Below are 19,475 nucleotides of genomic sequence, written 5' to 3'. Positions count from 1 at the left end.
AGCGGCTATGGCTCAGCAGTCTAAAAATAGCGGCCTACTTCAGACCATTCCTAGCTACATGTTATGCCCGAACACAAAATTTCTGACAGTCTCGAAATGCGTCATCTATCAATTAATGGTTCTGTGTTTTCTAAATCCTCTGCTTAGGACTTCCCGTTCCGTCGAAGTAAAAAAGGCCGCCAGTAGGCAACCCTTTTTTCAAAAGCCATTTCATGCAGGATGAAATGGCCTCAGGTCTTAACACGGTTTTACAAGCGAGACCATCAATCCCAGCTCAACGCCCCACCAGTCTGATACTCGATAACCCGAGTCTCAAAGAAGTTCTTCTCTTTCTTCAAGTCCATAATTTCACTCATCCAAGGGAACGGATTCGTCGTCCCAGGATACTCTTCCTTCAGTCCAATCTGGCTCAAACGACGGTTAGCGATAAACTTCAGGTAATCCTCCATCATCGCCGCGTTCATGCCCAGCACGCCGCGGGGCATGGTGTCGCGGGCGTATTCGATTTCCAGCTGGGTGCCTTGCAGGATCATCTGCGTGGCTTCTTCTTTCATCTCGGCATCCCACAGGTGTGGGTTTTCGATTTTGATCTGGTTGATCACGTCGATGCCGAAGTTCAGGTGCATGGACTCGTCGCGCAGGATGTACTGGAACTGCTCGGCGACGCCGGTCATCTTGTTGCGGCGGCCCATGGAGAGGATCTGGGTGAAGCCGCAATAGAAGAAGATGCCTTCCAGTACGCAGTAGTAAGCGATCAGGTTGCGCAGCAACTCTTTGTCGGTTTCGACGGTGCCGGTTTCGAACTTCGGATCGGAGATCGAACGGGTGTACTTCAGGCCCCAGGCCGCTTTTTTAGCGACCGATGGGATCTCGTGGTACATGTTGAAGATCTCGCCTTCATCCATGGCCAGCGATTCGATGCAGTACTGGTAGGCGTGGGTGTGGATCGCCTCTTCGAAGGCTTGGCGCAGGATGTATTGGCGGCACTCCGGGTTGGTGATCAGGCGGTACACGGCCAGCACCAGGTTGTTGGCAACCAGCGAGTCGGCAGTGGAGAAGAAGCCCAGGTTGCGCATGACGATGCGGCGCTCGTCGTCAGTCAGGCCTTCCGGGTTTTTCCAGAGGGCGATGTCGGCGGTCATGTTGACTTCTTGCGGCATCCAGTGGTTTGCGCAACCGTCCAGGTACTTCTGCCAGGCCCAGTCGTACTTGAAAGGTACGAGCTGGTTGAGGTCGGCGCGGCAGTTGATCATCATTTTTTCGTCAACCGCGACGCGGGCGCTGGCGCCTTCGAGCTCGGCCAGGCCTTCAGCGACGTCCAGTGCGTCCAGCGCTTTCTTGGCGCGGATCAGGGCAGCGGAGTCGGCGGCGGTAACGGCGCGGGCTTCTTGTGCAGCCAGGCCACCGGCGCTGTCGAGGCGGTCCATGTTGGCTTCGTTGGCGTGACCGGCGTTGGTCGCTTTGGCGACTACTTCGCCGTCTTCCTTATCGAATTCGTCCCAGCTCAGCATGGTGTACTTCTCCTGCTTGAGGGTCAGTCGGGTGGACTGGCCTGTTGGATCCAGAGGGGGTGTTGCTTGCTTTTAAGGTGTTGCGCGCAAGGAACATGAATTTTTGGCTTTTTAGGCCTTTGGGTGAGGAGGAGGGTGGCAAGGGCATGTGTGTCCTTGCCGACCTCTTCGCGGACAAGTCCGCTCCTACAGAAGTCTACAAGTCAGCATTCGGCTTGTTGGCCTCTTTGCGGACAAGTCCGCTCCTACAGGTACAGCGTCAGGCTTGGTGGCCTCTCGCTCCCACAGGGTTGTGTTTATCCTGTGGGGCGAGGTGCGGTTGCCTTACTGGCAAGCCTCACAATCCGGCTCGTCGATTGCGCAAGCCTTTGGCACTGGGGCCGGGCCGGCCGGTGCTGCTTCGGTTGGACGCGGGGCGGTGATCGCCGAGTCGTCCGGGCCGTGGCCGCCGCTCGATACTGCGTTGAGCTTGCCGGTGTTGACGGTGGACTTCTCGGTGCTGGTCGCGGCCAGGGCACGGAGGTAGTAGGTGGTTTTCAGACCACGGTACCAGGCCATGCGGTAGGTCACGTCCAGCTTCTTGCCCGAAGCGCCAGCGATGTACAGGTTCAGCGACTGAGCCTGGTCGATCCACTTCTGACGACGGCTTGCCGCGTCGACGATCCACTTCGTGTCTACTTCGAAGGCAGTCGCGTAAAGCTCTTTGAGCTCCTGCGGGATGCGCTCGATCTGCTGTACCGAACCGTCGTAGTACTTCAGGTCGTTGATCATGACCGAGTCCCACAGGTCGCGGGCCTTGAGGTCGCGAACCAGGTACGGGTTGATCACGGTGAATTCGCCGGACAGGTTCGATTTCACGTAGAGGTTCTGATAGGTCGGTTCGATCGACTGCGACACGCCAGTGATGTTGGCGATGGTGGCGGTCGGTGCGATGGCCATGATGTTCGAGTTACGGATACCTTTCTGCACACGGGCACGAACCGGCGCCCAGTCCAGGGTTTCCTTCAGGTCGACATCGATGTACTTCTCGCCACGCTGCTCGATCAGGATCTGTTGCGAATCCAGCGGCAGGATGCCTTTGGACCACAGCGAACCCTGGAACGTCTCGTAGGCACCGCGCTCGTCGGCCAGGTCGCAGGACGCCTGGATGGCGTAGTAGCTGACTGCTTCCATGGACGTGTCGGCGAACTGCACCGCAGCATCGGAACCGTACGGGATGTGTTGCAGGTACAGCGCGTCCTGGAAGCCCATGATGCCCAGGCCGACCGGACGGTGGCGCAGGTTGGAGTTCTTGGCCTGCGGCACGGAGTAGTAGTTGATGTCGATCACGTTATCGAGCATGCGCACTGCTACATCGACGGTGCGCTTGAGCTTGTCGGTGTCCAGCTTGCCGTTGACGATGTGGTTCGGCAGGTTGATCGAGCCCAGGTTGCAGACCGCGATCTCGTCCTTGTTGGTGTTCAGGGTAATCTCGGTGCACAGGTTCGAGCTGTGAACCACGCCCACGTGCTGCTGCGGGCTGCGCAGGTTGCACGGGTCCTTGAAGGTCAGCCAAGGGTGGCCGGTTTCGAACAGCATCGAGAGCATCTTGCGCCACAGATCCTTGGCCTGGATGGTCTTGAACAGTTTGATCTTGCCTGGGTATTCGGTCAGCGCTTCGTAGTACTCGTAACGCTCCTGGAAGGCCTTGCCGGTCAGGTCGTGCAGGTCCGGTACTTCGGATGGCGAGAACAGGGTCCACGGGCCGTCGTCGAAGACGCGCTTCATGAACAGGTCAGGGATCCAGTTGGCGGTGTTCATGTCGTGGGTACGACGACGATCATCACCGGTGTTCTTGCGCAGCTCGATGAACTCTTCGATGTCCATGTGCCAGGTTTCCAGGTAGGCACAGACAGCGCCCTTGCGCTTGCCGCCCTGGTTGACCGCAACGGCGGTGTCGTTGACCACTTTCAGGAACGGCACGACGCCTTGCGATTTGCCGTTGGTGCCCTTGATGTACGAGCCCAGCGCACGAACCGGCGTCCAGTCGTTGCCCAGGCCGCCTGCGAATTTGGACAGCATGGCGTTGTCGTGGATCGCGTGGTAGATGCCCGACAGGTCATCCGGCACGGTGGTCAGGTAGCAGCTGGACAGCTGTGGACGCAGGGTACCGGCGTTGAACAGCGTCGGGGTCGAGGACATGTAGTCGAACGACGACAGCAGGTTGTAGAACTCGATGGCGCGGTCTTCACGGGCTTTCTCTTCGATTGCCAGGCCCATGGCCACACGCATGAAGAAGATCTGCGGCAGTTCGAAACGCACGCCATCCTTGTGGATGAAGTAACGGTCGTACAGGGTTTGCAGGCCCAGGTAGGTGAACTGCTGATCGCGCTCGTGGTTGATGGCCTTGCCGAGTTTTTCGAGGTCGAATTCGGCCAGTACAGGGTTGAGCAGTTCGAACTTGATACCGGTGGCGACGTAGGCAGGCAGCGCCTTGGCGTACAGGTCGGCCATTTCGTGGTGGGTGGCGCTGTCGGCGACACCGAGGAAACCCAGGCCTTCGGCGCGCAGGGTGTCCATCAGCAGGCGGGCGGTGACGAACGAGTAGTTCGGCTCACGCTCGACCAGGGTACGTGCGGTCATGACCAGTGCGGTGTTGACGTCTTTCAGCGCCACGCCGTCATACAGGTTTTTCAGGGTTTCGGTCTGGATCAGGTTGGCGTCGAATTCAGCCAGGCCTTCACACGCTTCGGTAACGATGGTGTTCAGACGACCCATGTCCAGCGGCGCAAAGCTGCCGTCGGCGAGGGTGATGCGGATCGACGGGTGAGCCTGGACCTGATCTTCAGGGGCACGAACGGCACGCTCCTTGGCGCGCGAATCACGGTAGATGACGTAGTCGCGAGCCACTTTCTGCTCGCCGGCACGCATCAGCGCCAGTTCGACCTGATCCTGGATTTCTTCGATGTGGATGGTGCCGCCCGAAGGCATGCGCCGTTTGAACGTGGCGCTGACCTGTTCGGTCAGGCGTGCAACGGTGTCGTGGATGCGCGACGAGGCGGCAGCGTTGCCGCCCTCAACTGCAAGAAACGCCTTGGTGATGGCAACGGTGATCTTGTCATCCGTGTAAGGAACGACAGTGCCGTTACGCTTGATCACGCGCAGTTGACCGGGAGCAGTGGCAGACAGGTCCTGTGGGGTCTGGCTGGCCTGCGGCGCGCCGGTCGGCGAGTTCTCGCGAGTTGTGTCTGTTTGCATGTGTGACTCCACGTTCTTTAAGTTTGTTCGGGCATTGCTGCCCACCGTTTCGTTTCGAGCAGTAAGTCGCAAAAGGCGACTCAAGGGCTCCAAAACGAAGGTGGAAGCGGGAGGTGCAGCCGTTTCCAGGTTTTGAAGCCAAAAAGGACCGGGCTGTGCCCGATCCTTTGAAAATCTGATGAAGAATGCGTGTTCGATGTTGCAAAACGTGTACGGGATGGCTCTGGCTCAAGCGCGAGCGGTTTGGGTACCTAAACCGGCTTGAAGTTCAACCCCTCAGACGCAACAAAAATGCTTGAATTTCCCATTTGAGTTGTGCTGGTGTTTTTGCGCAAAACCCCACATGTAGGGTGTGTCTCGCCGCCGGGCTACAAGATAATGCGTTTTGGACATGAATTGCAACGCACCGCCTGTGGATAAAGTGTGTGTAGTTTGTGTATGAATCGCACACCATGCGTGTAGGCCGCATAACTACTGGATCGTGACCGTTTGTCACCGATTTCTGTAGGTACTGGCGACAGGTTGCTGATTTTTGAGGGCGCGAACCCTATCACAAAAAAACGCTGCTGCAAGACCTGTCTGGCATGTGATGTGCTAAGCCGCCTCGAGTGTCGTGCGAGGCGGGCGGCGGTTGCTACACTCGCCTGCGACGCGGTGCCGCAACCCTTGTTTTGAATAACAATAATGGGTCAATCACAACAAGGGGAGATCGCTTTGGAGCCACACACCTGGCATGTACTGATTGTCGAAGATGACCAGCGACTGGCCGAGCTGACCAGCGATTACCTGCACAACAACGGCCTGCGCGTAAGTATTGAGGGCAATGGCGCGCTGGCGGCGGCGCGGATCATCGCCGAACAGCCGGATCTGGTGATTCTTGACCTGATGCTGCCCGGCGAGGACGGTTTCAGTATCTGTCGCTCGGTACGTGACCGTTACGACGGGCCGATTCTGATGCTCACCGCGCGCACCGATGACACCGATCATATTCAGGGGCTGGATACCGGGGCTGACGATTTCGTCTGCAAACCTGTGCATCCGCGCGTGCTGCTGGCGCGTATTCATGCCTTGCTGCGCCGCAGTGAAGCGCCACAGGTGCCTGCAGCAGAGCTGCGGCGGTTGGTGTTCGGCCCCTTGGTGGTGGACAACGCCCTGCGCGAGGCCTGGCTGCGCGAGCAGAGCATCGAACTGACCGGCGCCGAATTCGACCTGCTGTGGCTGCTGGTGGCCAACGCCGGGCGCACGCTGTCCCGCGAGGAAATCTTCACTGCGCTGCGCGGTGTGGGTTATGACGGGCAGGATCGCTCTATCGACGTGCGTATCTCGCGCATCCGCCCGAAAATCGGCGACGACCCCATCCACCCGCGTCTGATCAAGACCGTGCGCAGCAAGGGCTATCTGTTTGTGCCCGAAGCGGCGCAGGACATGAGCGGCCACGTGTTCAGCGGCTGACCTTATGAACTCGATCTTTCTGCGGATCTACGGCGGCATGCTCGGCGTACTGGTGCTGGTCGCGCTGCTTGGCGTGTTCGCCCTGCACGTGCTCAATCAGTCGCGCGGCGAGCAATACCGCGAACGTCTGGCCCACGGCACCTTTACGGTGAGGGCCGATAACCTTGTGCCGCTCAACGACATCGAGCGCCGCCGCGCCCTGGCGATCTGGGAGCGCTTGCTGGGCATTCCCCTCAGCCTGCAAAGCATCGAGCAGGCTGGACTGGACAGCGGCGCGCGCGGTCGTCTGGCGCGTGGGCAGGTGGTGGTCGAGCAGATCGGCCCGCACGCCGCCAGGGTCTATCGTCAACTGAACGACAAGGAACCGCTGCTGCTGAGCGGCGAGTTGCAGCAGATCACCGAGCAACTGGCGCGAGCCACTATTTACCTGCTGATCGACGAGCTGGTGCGCTTTCCGGTCGATGAGCAACCGGCACGCCTGCAAGCCCTGCGCATCGACAAGGGCTTTGGTTTCGACTTGCATCTGTTGGCGCTGGACCAGGCTGACCTGGACGATGACCAGCGCCGCCGCATCTATGAAGGCGACACGGTGATGGCGCTGGGCAAGTGCGGCGACTCGATCCGCGTGCTGGCCGGGATCGTCGACACCAACTGGGTGCTGGAAATCGGCCCGCTGTATCAGATGAACCCCTATCCGCTGCATTGGCTGCTGGTGATTGCCTTGATGGGCCTGTGTTTTATCGGTCTGGTGGTGTACTTGCTGGTGCGGCGTCTGGAGCGGCGCGTGTTGGAGCTGGAAGCTGCAGCGACGCAGATCGCCCAAGGCAGCCTGCAAACCCGCGTGCCGACCGAGGGTTCCGACTCGGTGGGGCGTGTGGCGGCGGCGTTCAACAGCATGGCCGAGCACCTGCAACGCTCGCTGATGATCCAGCGCGAGCTGGTGCGCGCGGTGTCTCATGAGCTACGCACGCCGGTTGCACGTTTGCGTTTCGGCCTGGAGATGGTCAGCGACGCCACCACTCCCGAGGCGCGGCGCAAATACATGCGCGGCATGGACAGCGATATTCAGGACCTCGACAAACTGGTCGATGAAATGCTCACTTACGCGCGCCTTGAGCAAGGCGCGCCGACCCTGAATTTCCAGCGTGTCGATCTGGATGCGCTGATCGATCAGGTGATCGCCGAACTGGCACCCTTGCGCGCCGATGTGCGGGTTTCGCGCGGCGAATGCCTGAGGGCCGAAGAGTGTGAGGCTGCCTGGGTCGAGGGCGAGCCGCGCTACCTGCACCGCGCGGTGCAGAACCTGGTGAGCAATGCGCTGCGCCATGCCTAGAGCGAGGTGCGCATCAGCTATCGGCTGGAGGCGCAGCAGTGCCGTATCGACGTGGACGACGATGGTCTTGGCGTTCCGGAACAGGCGTGGGAACAGATTTTTACACCGTTCATGCGCATCGATGACAGCCGCACCCGAGCCTCGGGCGGGCATGGGCTGGGTTTGTCGATCGTGCGGCGGATCATCCATTGGCATGAAGGTCGTGCGCTGATCGGGCATAGCGTCAGCCTGGGCGGGGCGTGCTTCAGCCTGTCCTGGCCGCGCACGCAGGTGCCGCGTTGAGCTTGCCGTCGTTTGTCGGGCCATTTGCGCGGTTCGGGCGGACATTGCTGACTGCGGATGATGCGCGCCCGGTGGTGACGTTGCCTGATCTGCTGCAACCCGAGCGTCTCGATCAACTGCTGCTGGCTGTTTATGGGCCGCAGTTGATGCCCGGTCAATTGCCGGTGCTGGTGTCGCAGTGGGCCAAGTTTTACTTCATGCAACTGATTCCGCCGGTGCTGGTGGCCAGCCTGGTGCATCACTGGCATTGGCCGTTGCAGGTGGAGCAGGTGGCGCTGGCGCTGGACGAGCGCGGCGTGCCGAACGGCGTCAGGCTGGCGGAGGAGGGACGCGTCTGGCGGGGTATGTCGGTTGATCCGTTTCAGCGCTTTGCCGGATTGCTCGATGACAATCTTCAGCCCTTCATTGCATCGCTGAGCGCTTATGGCGGACTGCCTGCCGCGGTGTTATGGAGCAGCGCTGGGGATTATCTGGAGGGCTGCCTTGCTCAACTGGCCACGTGCAGTGATGTGTCGCTGGCTGCGGGGCTGGCGCTGTTAAGCGAGAAGAAAAGGCCGGACGGGCGCGCCAATCCTCTGTTTCAGGCAGTGCGTTATGTGCCGCAGGCGCAGGGCGGCGAACCACGCAGGCAACGGCGTGTGTGCTGTTTGAGTCATCGGGTCGAGTGGGTTGGGCGTTGCGAACATTGTCCGCTGTCCGGCTGATCAGCCTTCGACTGCGACCAGACTCAACAGATGATCGCCCAGCACACTGAACTGGCCGTCGAGTTCCTTGCCTGCGTGCCACTCGCTGGACAGATCGATGAGCAGGCGCAAGCGGGCGCTGCCGTCGGCGGACCATTCAAGCAGTTGCGCGTCTTCAAAATAGAAGCGCTTTTGCACGATGGGATAGAGCGACTTGAACAGCGCTTCCTTGATCGAAAAGGTCAGGGTCACGCGCAGCGCGACTTGATCCTGCGCGCCTGCTGCCATGTCGGCCAGCTCGGCAGCCGTCAGAATTTCCCCGGCCAGTCGCGAGGCACGCTCATGGCTCAGCAGGTTTTCCGTGTCCAGCCCCAGTCCGCGCCATTGCCGCTTGTTCGCCACCACAGCGGCGGCCCAGCCGGTGCTGTGGGTGATCGAGCCACAGACATCAGCGGGCCAGACCGGCGCGCGGTCTTCCCCCACCACCGGAACATGTAAGCGGCCATCCAGCTGACGCATGGCTTCGCGGGCGCAGAGACGACCGGCGAGGAATTCAGTCTGACGTTTGGCCACCGAACGCTGAATGCTCGCCGGCATTTGCAGCTCACAACGCTGAAAGTCGCCGTCGACCAGCTTGAGCGGATCAAAATGTCCACTCACCAGTACCGCTCCCGGCAAGGCTTGTGGCAACGGCCAATGCCGGATCAGTTCCGGGCAGCAGATGGGGAGGTCGGATAGTCGAGTCATGGGCGGCATTTTGCCGGGGGAATGGGTTGGAGGGAAGGGCACTGGTAACATCTGCGTCCTCTTGACGACGCAGAGCGTCGCGACGTGCATTACCACGCTGGAGCGTGGGAACGAGAATCCAACTATCGTGCGACGCTCCGCGTCGAATGCCGTTCCGGACGCTCCGCGTCCTCTTTGCCAGGTAGAGCAAAAAGCTGGTCACACTTTCATCATTTCCACCCACTCAGTCGGGATGTACCGTTCGGGCCTCTGATGATTCAAGGATGAACTCATGGGCCGAAGCCGGTACACCATCACCGAACCTGAAAAGCCTCACTTCCTGACCTGCACAGTGGTGGAGTGGTTGCCGCTTTTTACCCGGCCTGTTCTGGTGGACATTCTGTTGAATGCCTGGCGCTATCAACAGGCTCATCAGGGACTGCAGCTCTTCGGGTATGTAGTACTGGAAAACCATTTGCACTTCGTGGCCCAAGCGCCCGCTCTGGACAAATGTGTGAGTAGTTTCAAGTCGTTTACGGCTCGACAGATAATCGAAGCACTTGAGAACGCCAACGCCGAGAGCACGCTGAAGCGTCTGCGATTCGTCAAGCGTCTGCACAAGAGTGACAGGGTTTATCAGGTCTGGCAGGAAGGGGCTCATGCGGAGCTTGTGTGGAATGAAGCGGTGATGCGTCAAAAGCTCGATTAAATTCACCACAACCCGGTAAAGAGGGGTTATGTGGATGTCGGTGAGCACTGGAGATACTCCAGCGCTCGCGATTATGAGGGGCAGCGCGGTTTGATCGATATTCAGCGCTGGTATTAGCGAATTGATGCGACGCAGAGCGTGCGGAACGAGAATCCAGCTATCGTGCGACGCTCCGTGCAGAAGGAGCATCTGTTACTCAACCAAATATCTTCTTGAAGAACACCTGCATGTCTGACCAGGAGCTCTGGTCGGCAGCCTTGTCGTAGCCGATGTCCGGGCCGCCGTGGTCGCCGTGGCTCAGGCGGTCGGCGTCGGGGTTGGTGAAGCCGTGTTTGGCACCGTCGATGCTGACGAATTTGTAGTCTGCCTTGGCGTCGTCCATTTCCTTTTTGAACGCCGCAACGTTTTCAGCGGTGACCATGCTGTCCTTGGCGCCGTGCTCGACCAGCATCGGCACTTTGATGCCCGGCTTGGCCGGGGTGTTGGTGACCAGTGCGCCGTGGAAGCTCACTACGCCCAGCAACGGTTCGCCGCGCCGCGCCGCGTCCAGCACGATCTTGCCGCCGAAGCAGTAACCGATCGCTGCAATTTTTTTCGGGTCGGTCTGAGGTTGCTTCTTCAATTGCTCCAGCCCGGCAGCAAAGCGCTTGTCAGCCGCATCACTGTCCTTCAGCGCAGCCTGCATGAATGCCATCGCGTCCTTCGGGTGCTCGGTGTTCTTGCCTTCGCCGTACATGTCGATGGCCATGGCGCTATAGCCCAGTGCAGCCAGGTCGCGGGCGCGGCGCTTGGCGTAGTCGTTCAGGCCCCACCACTCGTGAACCACCAGAACACCGGGGCGTGGACCTTTTACCGCGTCGTCGTAAGCGTAGTAACCCACCAGTTTGGTTCCGTCGGCACTCTTGTAATCGATCTGCTCGGTCTTGATCGCCGCCTGGGCGAGGCCGGTCAGGCCCATCATGATCATTGCAATCCACACACGCATGGTCAGCTCCTTTTGATAGTTTGAGGTCGCAAACAACCATAGCCGATTCCGCTGCATCCGGTGTAGATGACTGTTCAGCGCCGGTTCATGCCGTGTTCAGTCGGGGTTCAGCCCGGCGCGATTACTGTTGGGCCGTACCTTGACAGCGTCCCCGAGCGCAAAAGGAGTCGATATGTTGAATCTCAACAAGTTTTTCCTGGCCTTGGCTTTTCTGGGTGGCAGCGCCGCAGCGCAGGCGGGCGATGGTCGGCTTGACGTGGCTCGTATCGAGTTCGGCAAGACCAGCGAAAGGCTTGATGACGCCAACAGCTGGGGGCATGCGCTCGGGGAACAGGCACATACCAATGTTTCTGTGGGCACACTTTATTCACCGCCGGTTTACGGCACCCTGACAGGGACTCACAATGGTGTGCCTGTCAGCCGCGAAATCCTGCTGGGCAGCTATGATGTGACACAACACGTGCCCGTCAGCGCCCGCCTGTTGAGTACTGATGCGACGATGTCGTTTCATTCTTTGTCTTGAGGCTGCGATTGTGCCTGGGAGAGCTGCATGAAGTTGTTGGTAGTTGAGGATGAAGCGCTGCTGCGCCACCACCTGCGAACCCGTCTGACCGAAGCGGGACATGTGGTGGAAGCGGTGGCCAACGCTGAGGAAGCGTTGTATCAGGTCACGCAATTCAATCACGACCTGGCCGTGATCGATCTGGGCTTGCCGGGCATCGGTGGGCTGGACCTGATTCGGCAGTTGCGCACCGTGGGCAAGGCGTTTCCGATTCTGATCCTGACCGCGCGCGGCAATTGGCAGGACAAGGTCGAAGGGCTGGCGGCCGGCGCTGACGACTACGTGGTCAAACCCTTCCAGTTCGAAGAACTGGAAGCGCGTCTCAACGCCTTGTTGCGGCGTTCCAGCGGCTTCATTCAGTCCACCATCACTGCTGGTCCGCTGCTGCTGGACCTCAATCGCAAACACGCCGCGCTGGCTGAACAACCGCTGGCGCTGACCGCCTACGAATACCGCATCCTCGAATACCTGATGCTCCATCACCAGCAGGTAGTGCCCAAAGAGCGTCTGATGGAGCAGCTGTATCCTGATGACGACGAGCGCGACCCAAACGTGATCGAAGTGCTGGTCGGCCGCCTGCGTCGCAAGCTGGACAGCAACGTGGCGTTCAAACCTATCGAAACCGTGCGCGGCATGGGCTACCTGTTCAATGAGCGCTGTACGTGATTCGTTCGCTTCGCCTGCGCCTGATGCTGGGTGCCGCCACTCTGGCGGTGATCTTCATGCTGCTGATGCTGCCTGCTTTGCAGGGGGCGTTCAGCCTGGCGCTGCGCGGGGCGATAGAGCAACGCCTGGCTTCCGACGTGACCACCATGATTTCGGCGGCGCGCGTCGAAGACGGCCATCTATTGATGCCGTCTGTGCTGCCGGGCGAACAGTTCAACCTGCCGGGCAGTCGTCTGCTGGGCTACATCTATAACCGCCAGGGGCAGATGGTCTGGCGCTCACTGTCCACCGAAGGCGAGAACATCGACTACCGCCCGCAGTATGACGGGCAGGGCAGCGAGTTCACCAAGATCAAGGAAATCAATGGCGATGAGTATTTCGTCTATGACGTCGAGATCCGGCTGCTCGGCGGGCGCAATGCGGCGTTCAGTATCGTTGCCGTGCAGCCCTTGCGCGGCTATCAGGAAACCATCGACGGTTTGCGCCGCAAGCTCTATCTGGGCTTTGGCGCAGCACTGGCGGTGCTGCTCGGGTTGCTGTGGATGGGCCTGACCTGGGGGTTGCGTGCCTTGCGCGGCTTGAGCCAGGAACTGGATCAGGTGGAAGCCGGCGTGCGCGACAGCCTGAGCGAGGAGCATCCCAGCGAACTGCTGCGTCTGACCGACTCGCTCAACCGCCTGCTGCGCAGCGAACGTGAACAGCGGATTCGTTACCGTGATTCGCTGGATGACCTGGCCCACAGCCTGAAAACACCGCTGGCGGTCTTGCAAGGGGTCAGCGAAAACATCGCCAAGCGCCCCGAAGATGTCGAGCAGGCGTGGGTGCTGCAATCGCAGATCGAGCGCATGAGCCAACAGATTGGCTATCAACTGCAACGGGCCAGCCTGCGCAAGAGCGGTCTGGTGCGGCACCATGTCATGCTGCGGCCTGTGGTCGAAAGCCTGTGCAACACACTCGACAAGGTGTATCGGGACAAACAGGTCAAGGCCACGCTGGACCTGCCGGAGCATTGTCAGGTGCACATGGAAGAGGGCGCGTTGCTGGAAATGCTCGGCAACCTGCTGGAAAACGCCTATCGGCTATGCCTGAGCGAAGTACGCGTGAGCTTTACCCGCTCAGCGGACGGCGATGAACTGTGCATCGAAGACGACGGCCCCGGCGTCCCGCAAAGTCAGCGTGCGCGCATTCTTGAACGTGGCGAACGCCTGGACCGCCAGAACCCTGGGCAAGGCATTGGTCTGGCGGTGGTCAAGGACATCATCGAAAGCTACGGCGCACAACTGACCCTGGGCGATTCCCCGCTGGGCGGCGCGGCGTTCAGCATTCATTTCCTGGCGCAGTGAGGGTGTGTTCGTCCAGTTTCAAGAGCGGACGCAGAGCGTCCAGAACGGCATGCCAACGCGGAGCATTGGCACGATAGTGTTATCACACCTGTCGTTCCTCACGCTCCAGCGTGGGAATGCCGTGCGTGACGCTCTGCGTCACACCTCTGCGCGTCACCAGGTACTCCAGTCACCACAGAAAGACGGCGGATACCCGCCACTGTGTGCCCATTTTTCCCACCATACGGCGGAAAACCGCCACGTCTTTTTCGGTTTGCGTCTACCGTTACCCGTCTGCGCCTTGTAATGCGGGGTTTTGATGGCCATTTGATTCTATGGCACGCCTATTGCTATCTACATGGCAGAGGCCTGCCTTGCGCAGCTCGACAAAACAAATCCCTCCAGTGCAGGAGGGTTAGCGCTTTATAGGCTCGCGTGCATCAGGTGAAGATGCCGACGACGCCCTTGAGGAAAACTGCAATGACGACTCGTCAGCCCATCTACAAATCCCTCTATTTTCAGGTAATCGTTGCGATTGTCATCGGTATCCTGATCGGTCACTTCTACCCGGACACCGGCAAGGCTCTAAAGCCGCTGGGTGACGGGTTTATCAAACTGATCAAGATGGTTATCGCGCCGATCATATTCTGTACCGTCGTCAGCGGCATCGCCGGCATGCAGAACATGAAGTCGGTCGGCAAGACCGGCGGTTATGCGCTGCTGTACTTCGAGATCGTTTCGACCATCGCTCTGCTGATCGGTCTGATCGTCGTCAACGTGGTTCAGCCGGGCGCCGGCATGAACATCGACGTCAGCACGCTCGACGCATCCAAGATCGCGGCTTACGTCACTGCCGGTCAGGATCAGAGCATCGTCGGCTTCATCCTCAACGTGATTCCGAACACCATCGTCGGCGCGTTTGCCAACGGCGATATCCTGCAAGTCCTGATGTTCTCGGTGATCTTCGGTTTCGCCCTGCATCGTTTGGGTTCGTACGGCAAGCCGGTTCTGGACTTCATCGATCGCTTCGCCCACGTGATGTTCAACATCATCAACATGATCATGAAGCTGGCGCCCATCGGTGCGTTCGGTGCCATGGCCTTTACCATCGGTGCCTACGGCGTAAGCTCGCTGGTGCAGCTGGGTCAGTTGATGATCTGCTTCTACATCACTTGCGCGCTGTTCGTGGTGCTGGTGCTGGGTGCCATCTGCCGCGCTCACGGTTTCAGCGTCTTCAAGCTGATTCGTTACATCCGTGAAGAGCTGTTGATCGTACTGGGTACTTCCTCGTCGGAATCGGCCCTGCCACGCATGCTGATCAAGATGGAGCGTCTGGGCGCCAAGAAATCTGTCGTGGGTCTGGTTATCCCGACGGGTTACTCGTTCAACCTCGACGGTACGTCTATCTACCTGACCATGGCTGCCGTGTTCATCGCTCAGGCGACCAACACGCACATGGACATCACCCACCAGATCACTTTGTTGCTGGTGTTGCTGCTGTCCTCCAAGGGTGCTGCTGGCGTAACCGGTAGCGGCTTCATCGTTCTGGCTGCAACCCTGTCGGCTGTCGGCCACCTGCCGGTTGCCGGTCTGGCGCTGATTCTGGGTATCGACCGCTTCATGTCCGAAGCCCGCGCCCTGACCAACCTGGTCGGTAACGCTGTTGCCACCGTTGTGGTTGCCAAGTGGGTCGGCGAGCTGGACACCGACAAGCTGCAGTCCGAGCTGACTTCCGGTGGCTCTGCCATTTTGGAAACCCGTCCTGAAGACGACCTCGGCGTTGCCGAAGGCCCGACTCCAGCCGGTGCGGTGAATACCACCAAAACCGTCTGATTAACCGTCAGGCCATAAAAAACCCATCTTCGGATGGGTTTTTTTATGCCTGTCGTTTGTCTGGGGAGTTATTCCGTGCGCGTCTCGCCGCTGAACACCAATGGCTCGCGGCAGCGGCGGCACAGGTAGCGCCGGCCCTTGCGAACCATGCTGTGGCGCTGGGCCGTGAATGGAAAGTCGCTGTCCGGGCAAGGGCAGCGGTAGATGTAACGGATCACGCTGCGTCGCTTGACGGCGTAGGTGTGGCAGCGGTTGGGTGGCAGTTCATAGACGCCGCGCATGATCAGTTGCCATTCTTCGCCATGTGGCTGGATGCTGCCGCCAAACAGCTGGTGGGCAATCAGGTGCGCGACTTCGTGCGGCACGGTCTGGCGCAGGAAGTCTTCGGCGTTTTCCTTGTAGAGCTGCGGATTGAAGCGCAGCAGGTTTTCGTGCAGGTGAGCGACACCAGCCTTCTGGCCGCGCAACTGGAAACTGACCACTGGGCGTTTGAAGGTGCGCTTGAAGAAGGTTTCGGCTTGTTGGTAACAGGTTTCAACGCGTGAATTGAGTTGGTCGGGCATGCTTTAGGATTCTCCAGTGCGCCAAGTATGCCGCAATGTGACTACGCTCTGAAAATGCTGGCCGCCCGGTGGTCGTTTTTGATCAAGGGCGATTGCCAGTCTGAACAGCACGCGCGCAGCATATTTAACCAAAGGTCGGTTATAGGTAAAATGCCCGGCTTTTCTCAAGCTACCGTCAGCGGATATTTCCATACATGGGCACCCTTTCAGTCAATCAGAACAAACTGCAGAAACGTCTGCGTCGGCTGGCCGGCGAGGCGGTTGCCGACTTCAACATGATCGAAGAGGGTGACAAGGTCATGGTCTGCCTGTCCGGCGGCAAGGACAGTTACACCATGCTCGATGTGCTGATGCACTTGCAGAAAGTCGCGCCGATCAAATTCGACATCGTGGCCGTCAACATGGACCAGAAGCAGCCTGGCTTCCCCGAGCACGTGCTGCCTGCGTATCTGAAAGAGCTGGGTATCGAGTACCACATCGTCGAGAAAGACACGTATTCAGTGGTCAAGGAATTGATTCCTGAAGGCAAGACGACCTGTTCGCTGTGTTCACGGCTGCGTCGTGGCACGCTGTATACCTTCGCTGATGAAATAGGTGCTACCAAGATGGCACTGGGGCATCATCGAGACGATATCGTCGAGACGTTCTTCCTCAACATGTTTTTCAACGGCTCGCTCAAGGCCATGCCACCCAAGCTGCGTGCCGACGATGGCCGTAACGTGGTGATTCGTCCATTGGCGTATTGCCATGAAAAGGACATTCAGGCCTATTCAGACCTTAAACAGTTTCCGATCATCCCGTGCAACCTCTGCGGCTCTCAGGAGAACCTGCAACGTCAGGTGGTCAAGGACATGTTGATCGACTGGGAGCGCAAGACACCCGGTCGCACGGAAAGCATCTTCCGCGCCCTGCAGAACGTACAGCCCTCGCAACTGGCTGATCGCAACCTGTTCGACTTCAGCAACCTGCGCATCGACGAAACCGCTGCGTCGCGGTTCGTCAATGTGGTGAATATCTGAGGGTGCTCAGTGGTTGACGGTGAACGCCAGCATGGCTGACAGCTGGCACATCGGCCGACCGCTTTCTGCGTGCCATTGGTTGAAGACGTCCTGCACAATCGCCTGATCGCGTTTGCTGGTGGGCACGCGGTCGACGATATCCTGCGCGTTCAGCGCGGCCACCACGTCCCAGGTCGGAATGAACGTGTCCTTGCCGATCATGCGCAGAAAGCGTGGCGCTGACAGTCCGCCCATCTGGTTGCCGTGTTTGGCAATGTACCGCCACAAGCCGGTGATGTTATCGACCGGCCACTCGGCGATGAATTTGCCGAAACTGCCGTGCTCCTGTTCGATGTCCAGAATCAGTTGCGCATTGCGCGGCACGCTCTTGAGTTTGCCCAGGTGGCGGATGATGCGCGCGTCCTGCATCAGCCGCTCCAGGTGATCAGCCCCCATCAGCACGACTTTTTCCGGGTCGAAGCGGAAGAAGACTTCTTCGAACGCCGGCCATTTAGAGCCCACCAGACTGTGTTTCAGGCCTGCACGAAACACGCGCAGGGCCATGGTCGACAGATAGCGGTCGGCGCTGATGGCTTGCAGTTGTTTCGGTGTCTTCGGGGTGGGCAGGTGGGCTTCCAGTGCTTTGGCGGAGCCGAATCGATTCAGGCAATACTCGTTCAGCCATTTGTAGTCTTGCATCGGTTCTCCAAAGAAATTCAACAGGCAGGTCAAGGGTTCAGACCGACCCTTGCCCTGCAAGTTTGCGATTTAACTGAAAGCGTCAGACCACGCCCTGCCGATTCAGCTGCGTGCTGTGTCCAGCTGCAACGCGGTTTTGGCCAGGCGCTGGCCCAGTGCACGGCACAGGTCAGTCTCATGGCGGTCCAGCGCGCGCTTGCCATCGGCACCGGCGTGATGACTGGCACCATAAGGCGTGCCACCCCCAGCGGTTTCCAGCAGCGCCGATTCGCTGTAGGGCAGACCCATGATCAGCATGCCGTGGTGCAACAACGGCAGCAGCATCGACATCAGCGTGGTTTCCTGGCCGCCGTGCAGGCTGGCAGTGGAAGTGAAGACGCCTGCGGGTTTGCCGACCAGTGCGCCGGTCAGCCAAAGGTTGCTGGTACCGTCGAGAAAGTATTTCAGCGGGGCGGCCATGTTGCCGAAGCGCGTCGGGCTGCCCAGCGCCAGGCCTGAGCAGTTTTTCAGGTCGTCGAGGGTCGCGTACAGCGCGCCGTTTTCCGGGATCTCAGGGGCGGTCGCTTCGCAGTCGGCGGAAACGGCAGGAACGGTGCGCTGCCGTGCTTCCATGCCGCCCAGCTCGATACCGCGGGCAATCTGCCGGGCCATTTCGCTGGTGGAACCGTTGCGGCTGTAATAGAGGACCAGAATGTAAGGTGTGCTCACGGCAGCAGCTCCAGGATGTTCTCGGGTGGGCGGCCAATCACAGCCTTGTCGCCTGCGACCAGAATAGGCCGCTCGATCAGTTTGGGGTGCGCGGCCATGGCGGCGATCAGTTGCTCGTCGCTCAGGCTCGGGTCGGCCAGGTTGAGTTGCTTGTAATCATCTTCGCCGGTACGCAGCAGTTGCCGGGCAGTGATGCCCAGCTTGCCGAGCAGATCGCGTAAACGCTCTGCGTCGGGCGGGGTTTCCAGGTACAGGACGATATCGGGCGTCAGGCCGCGGGCCTGAAGCAGTTCCAGCGCGCCGCGGGATTTGCTGCAGCGCGGGTTGTGATACAGCGTCAGATCGGTCATTTGCACGTCGCATCTTGTGTGGGGTGGCGTATTCTAACCAGCGATGGCACTGTCCGACATATCGAATGGTCAATAGTCGTAGCCTGGATATAAGTGATTGCAGGTTGAACGGGGCGAGGAAGGAAACAAATGGCAAGGCGATTAACAGCAGCAGTGATACTTTTCGGCAGCTTGCTGCTCAGCGGATGTGGCGTGGACCTGGGCACTGACCAGAACGGCCAGAAGGTGGCCAGCGAGCGAATCAAGGGGCATTGGCTGGTGGTGAACTACTGGGCCGAATGGTGTGGCCCGTGCCGTACCGAGGTGCCGGAATTCAACGCATTGTCCGAACAGCTCAAGGACAAGAAGGTCACGGTGCTGGGTGTCAACTTTGACAACCTGCAGGGCGATGAGTTGAAAAGCGCTGCCAACGCACTGGGTATCAAATTCACCGTGCTTGCTCAGGACCCTGCCGAGCAGTACAGCCTGCCGCCCTCCGAAGCGCTGCCGGTGACCTACATCATCGACGACAAGGGCAAGATGCGCGAGCAACTGCTCGGTGAGCAGTCAGCCGCGACCGTGATCCAGAAGCTCAAGGCATTGCGCGGGGAGGGGTGATCGGATCGATTTTCGACGCTCTGCGCCGTAACGAGGACGCGGAGCGTCCAGAACGGCATGCGACGCGGAGCGCCGCACGATAGTGAAATGCGCGAGCAGTCGGCTGTGATCCGGGCGTTGCGCAGAACATCGCACGATAGTCGGGATTATCGTTCCCTACGCTCCTGGTATGACCCCCGAAGGTTGGACGCAACCTTTGGAGGCGTCATGGGTAAATATACAGTGCAGGCAAAACTCGCAGCCGTGAAAGAATATTGTG

Annotated in this window: 16 protein-coding genes and 2 pseudogenes; 10 read left to right on the top strand and 8 right to left on the bottom strand. The window is 59.4% G+C overall.

Annotated features, from left to right (window positions below; genetic code table 11):
• Window positions 1-263: 263 nt before the first annotated feature.
• Both AO277_RS01190 and AO277_RS01185 read right to left on the bottom strand, forming a co-directional pair.
• Entirely contained in the window at window positions 264-1,511 is a 1,248-nt protein-coding gene (locus tag AO277_RS01190) for a ribonucleotide-diphosphate reductase subunit beta (RefSeq protein ID WP_002554639.1), read from the bottom strand.
• Window positions 1,512-1,835: 324 nt separating this feature from the next.
• Complete coding sequence (locus AO277_RS01185) at window positions 1,836-4,748, bottom strand: ribonucleoside-diphosphate reductase subunit alpha (protein WP_044319334.1); 2,913 nt, start codon at window positions 4,746-4,748, stop codon at window positions 1,836-1,838.
• Between the two features lie 684 nt (window positions 4,749-5,432).
• On the opposite strand from AO277_RS01185, the gene AO277_RS01180 reads away from it, so the two are divergent.
• From AO277_RS01180 to fhuF, 3 genes and pseudogenes are all read left to right on the top strand, one after another.
• Window positions 5,433-6,200: a response regulator gene (locus tag AO277_RS01180; RefSeq protein WP_161794678.1), complete on the top strand. Its 768-nt coding sequence runs from the start codon at window positions 5,433-5,435 to the stop codon at window positions 6,198-6,200.
• Window positions 6,201-6,204: 4 nt separating this feature from the next.
• Window positions 6,205-7,815, top strand: a pseudogene (locus tag AO277_RS01175) (ATP-binding protein).
• A complete protein-coding gene (gene fhuF / locus AO277_RS01170; RefSeq protein WP_044319333.1) occupies window positions 7,773-8,519 on the top strand; it encodes a siderophore-iron reductase FhuF in 747 nt (248 codons plus the stop codon). Before AO277_RS01175 ends, fhuF begins: the two are co-directional and overlap by 43 nt.
• On the opposite strand, the gene AO277_RS01165 is transcribed toward fhuF, so the two are convergent.
• Window positions 8,520-9,245 carry a 4'-phosphopantetheinyl transferase family protein gene (locus tag AO277_RS01165; protein ID WP_201775328.1) on the bottom strand — a complete coding sequence of 242 codons (726 nt, stop codon included), beginning with the start codon at window positions 9,243-9,245 and terminating at the stop codon, window positions 8,520-8,522.
• A gap of 271 nt (window positions 9,246-9,516) precedes the next feature.
• Between AO277_RS01165 and AO277_RS01160 the strand changes: the two are divergent.
• A pseudogene (locus AO277_RS01160) lies at window positions 9,517-10,050 on the top strand (REP-associated tyrosine transposase).
• A gap of 79 nt (window positions 10,051-10,129) precedes the next feature.
• Here the strand turns inward: AO277_RS01160 and AO277_RS01155 are convergent.
• Window positions 10,130-10,918, bottom strand: coding sequence for a dienelactone hydrolase family protein (locus AO277_RS01155; protein ID WP_044319331.1), 789 nt, complete (start codon window positions 10,916-10,918; stop codon window positions 10,130-10,132).
• 172 nt (window positions 10,919-11,090) lie between these two features.
• Here AO277_RS01155 and AO277_RS01150 point away from each other — a divergent pair, with 172 nt between their 5' ends.
• The 4 genes from AO277_RS01150 (at window position 11,091) to AO277_RS01135 (ending at window position 15,301) form a co-directional block, all read left to right on the top strand.
• Window positions 11,091-11,441 (top strand): hypothetical protein, encoded by a 351-nt coding sequence (locus AO277_RS01150; protein WP_002554630.1) that lies wholly within the window; start codon window positions 11,091-11,093, stop codon window positions 11,439-11,441.
• Window positions 11,442-11,468: 27 nt separating this feature from the next.
• The gene (locus tag AO277_RS01145; protein WP_002554629.1) at window positions 11,469-12,146 is read left to right on the top strand and encodes a response regulator; all 678 of its coding nucleotides are present in this window, start codon (window positions 11,469-11,471) and stop codon (window positions 12,144-12,146) included.
• Window positions 12,143-13,489, top strand: coding sequence for an ATP-binding protein (locus AO277_RS01140; protein ID WP_044319330.1), 1,347 nt, complete (start codon window positions 12,143-12,145; stop codon window positions 13,487-13,489). The genes AO277_RS01145 and AO277_RS01140 overlap by 4 nt, the downstream gene beginning before the upstream one ends.
• A 459-nt stretch (window positions 13,490-13,948) precedes the next feature.
• Window positions 13,949-15,301: a dicarboxylate/amino acid:cation symporter gene (locus AO277_RS01135; RefSeq protein ID WP_002554627.1), complete on the top strand. Its 1,353-nt coding sequence runs from the start codon at window positions 13,949-13,951 to the stop codon at window positions 15,299-15,301.
• Between the two features lie 68 nt (window positions 15,302-15,369).
• Here AO277_RS01135 and AO277_RS01130 read toward each other — a convergent pair whose 3' ends face one another.
• Window positions 15,370-15,864: a SprT family zinc-dependent metalloprotease gene (locus tag AO277_RS01130; protein ID WP_002554626.1), complete on the bottom strand. Its 495-nt coding sequence runs from the start codon at window positions 15,862-15,864 to the stop codon at window positions 15,370-15,372.
• A 194-nt stretch (window positions 15,865-16,058) separates the two neighbouring features.
• On the opposite strand from AO277_RS01130, the gene ttcA reads away from it, so the two are divergent.
• On the top strand, window positions 16,059-16,883 hold the full coding sequence (ttcA, locus tag AO277_RS01125; RefSeq protein WP_002554625.1) for a tRNA 2-thiocytidine(32) synthetase TtcA: 825 nt from the start codon (window positions 16,059-16,061) through the stop codon (window positions 16,881-16,883).
• A 6-nt stretch (window positions 16,884-16,889) separates the two neighbouring features.
• Here the strand turns inward: ttcA and AO277_RS01120 are convergent, their stop codons facing one another.
• The 3 genes from AO277_RS01120 to arsC all read right to left on the bottom strand — a co-directional run bounded on the left by AO277_RS01120 (window position 16,890) and on the right by arsC (window position 18,619).
• The gene (locus AO277_RS01120; protein ID WP_044319329.1) at window positions 16,890-17,561 is read right to left on the bottom strand and encodes a DNA-3-methyladenine glycosylase I; all 672 of its coding nucleotides are present in this window, start codon (window positions 17,559-17,561) and stop codon (window positions 16,890-16,892) included.
• 102 nt (window positions 17,562-17,663) lie between these two features.
• Window positions 17,664-18,269, bottom strand: coding sequence for an NAD(P)H:quinone oxidoreductase (wrbA, locus tag AO277_RS01115; protein WP_044319328.1), 606 nt, complete (start codon window positions 18,267-18,269; stop codon window positions 17,664-17,666).
• Window positions 18,266-18,619 carry an arsenate reductase (glutaredoxin) gene (gene arsC, locus AO277_RS01110; RefSeq protein WP_002554622.1) on the bottom strand — a complete coding sequence of 118 codons (354 nt, stop codon included), beginning with the start codon at window positions 18,617-18,619 and terminating at the stop codon, window positions 18,266-18,268. The genes wrbA and arsC overlap by 4 nt, the downstream gene beginning before the upstream one ends.
• Before the next feature lie 129 nt (window positions 18,620-18,748).
• Here arsC and AO277_RS01105 point away from each other — a divergent pair, with 129 nt between their 5' ends.
• Entirely contained in the window at window positions 18,749-19,216 is a 468-nt protein-coding gene (locus AO277_RS01105; protein WP_002554621.1) for a TlpA disulfide reductase family protein, read from the top strand.
• Window positions 19,217-19,475 lie beyond the last annotated feature (259 nt).

Origin of the sequence: Pseudomonas amygdali, assembly GCF_002699855.1 — a bacterium.
Taxonomy (GTDB): domain Bacteria; phylum Pseudomonadota; class Gammaproteobacteria; order Pseudomonadales; family Pseudomonadaceae; genus Aquipseudomonas; species Aquipseudomonas amygdali.
This window is presented reverse-complemented; position numbering and strand designations above follow the sequence as displayed.

Coding starts and splice junctions, on each gene's coding strand:
- AO277_RS01105 (WP_002554621.1), top strand. CDS start 18,749: ATGGCAAGGCGATTAACAGCAGCAGTGATACTTTTCGGCAGCTTGCTG.
- AO277_RS01165 (WP_201775328.1), bottom strand. CDS start 9,245: ATGACTCGACTATCCGACCTCCCCATCTGCTGCCCGGAACTGATCCGG.
- AO277_RS01155 (WP_044319331.1), bottom strand. CDS start 10,918: ATGCGTGTGTGGATTGCAATGATCATGATGGGCCTGACCGGCCTCGCC.
- AO277_RS01120 (WP_044319329.1), bottom strand. CDS start 17,561: ATGCAAGACTACAAATGGCTGAACGAGTATTGCCTGAATCGATTCGGC.
- AO277_RS01185 (WP_044319334.1), bottom strand. CDS start 4,748: ATGCAAACAGACACAACTCGCGAGAACTCGCCGACCGGCGCGCCGCAG.
- AO277_RS01130 (WP_002554626.1), bottom strand. CDS start 15,864: ATGCCCGACCAACTCAATTCACGCGTTGAAACCTGTTACCAACAAGCC.
- ttcA (WP_002554625.1), top strand. CDS start 16,059: ATGGGCACCCTTTCAGTCAATCAGAACAAACTGCAGAAACGTCTGCGT.
- AO277_RS01145 (WP_002554629.1), top strand. CDS start 11,469: ATGAAGTTGTTGGTAGTTGAGGATGAAGCGCTGCTGCGCCACCACCTG.
- arsC (WP_002554622.1), bottom strand. CDS start 18,619: ATGACCGATCTGACGCTGTATCACAACCCGCGCTGCAGCAAATCCCGC.
- AO277_RS01150 (WP_002554630.1), top strand. CDS start 11,091: ATGTTGAATCTCAACAAGTTTTTCCTGGCCTTGGCTTTTCTGGGTGGC.
- AO277_RS01190 (WP_002554639.1), bottom strand. CDS start 1,511: ATGCTGAGCTGGGACGAATTCGATAAGGAAGACGGCGAAGTAGTCGCC.
- AO277_RS01135 (WP_002554627.1), top strand. CDS start 13,949: ATGACGACTCGTCAGCCCATCTACAAATCCCTCTATTTTCAGGTAATC.
- AO277_RS01180 (WP_161794678.1), top strand. CDS start 5,433: ATGGGTCAATCACAACAAGGGGAGATCGCTTTGGAGCCACACACCTGG.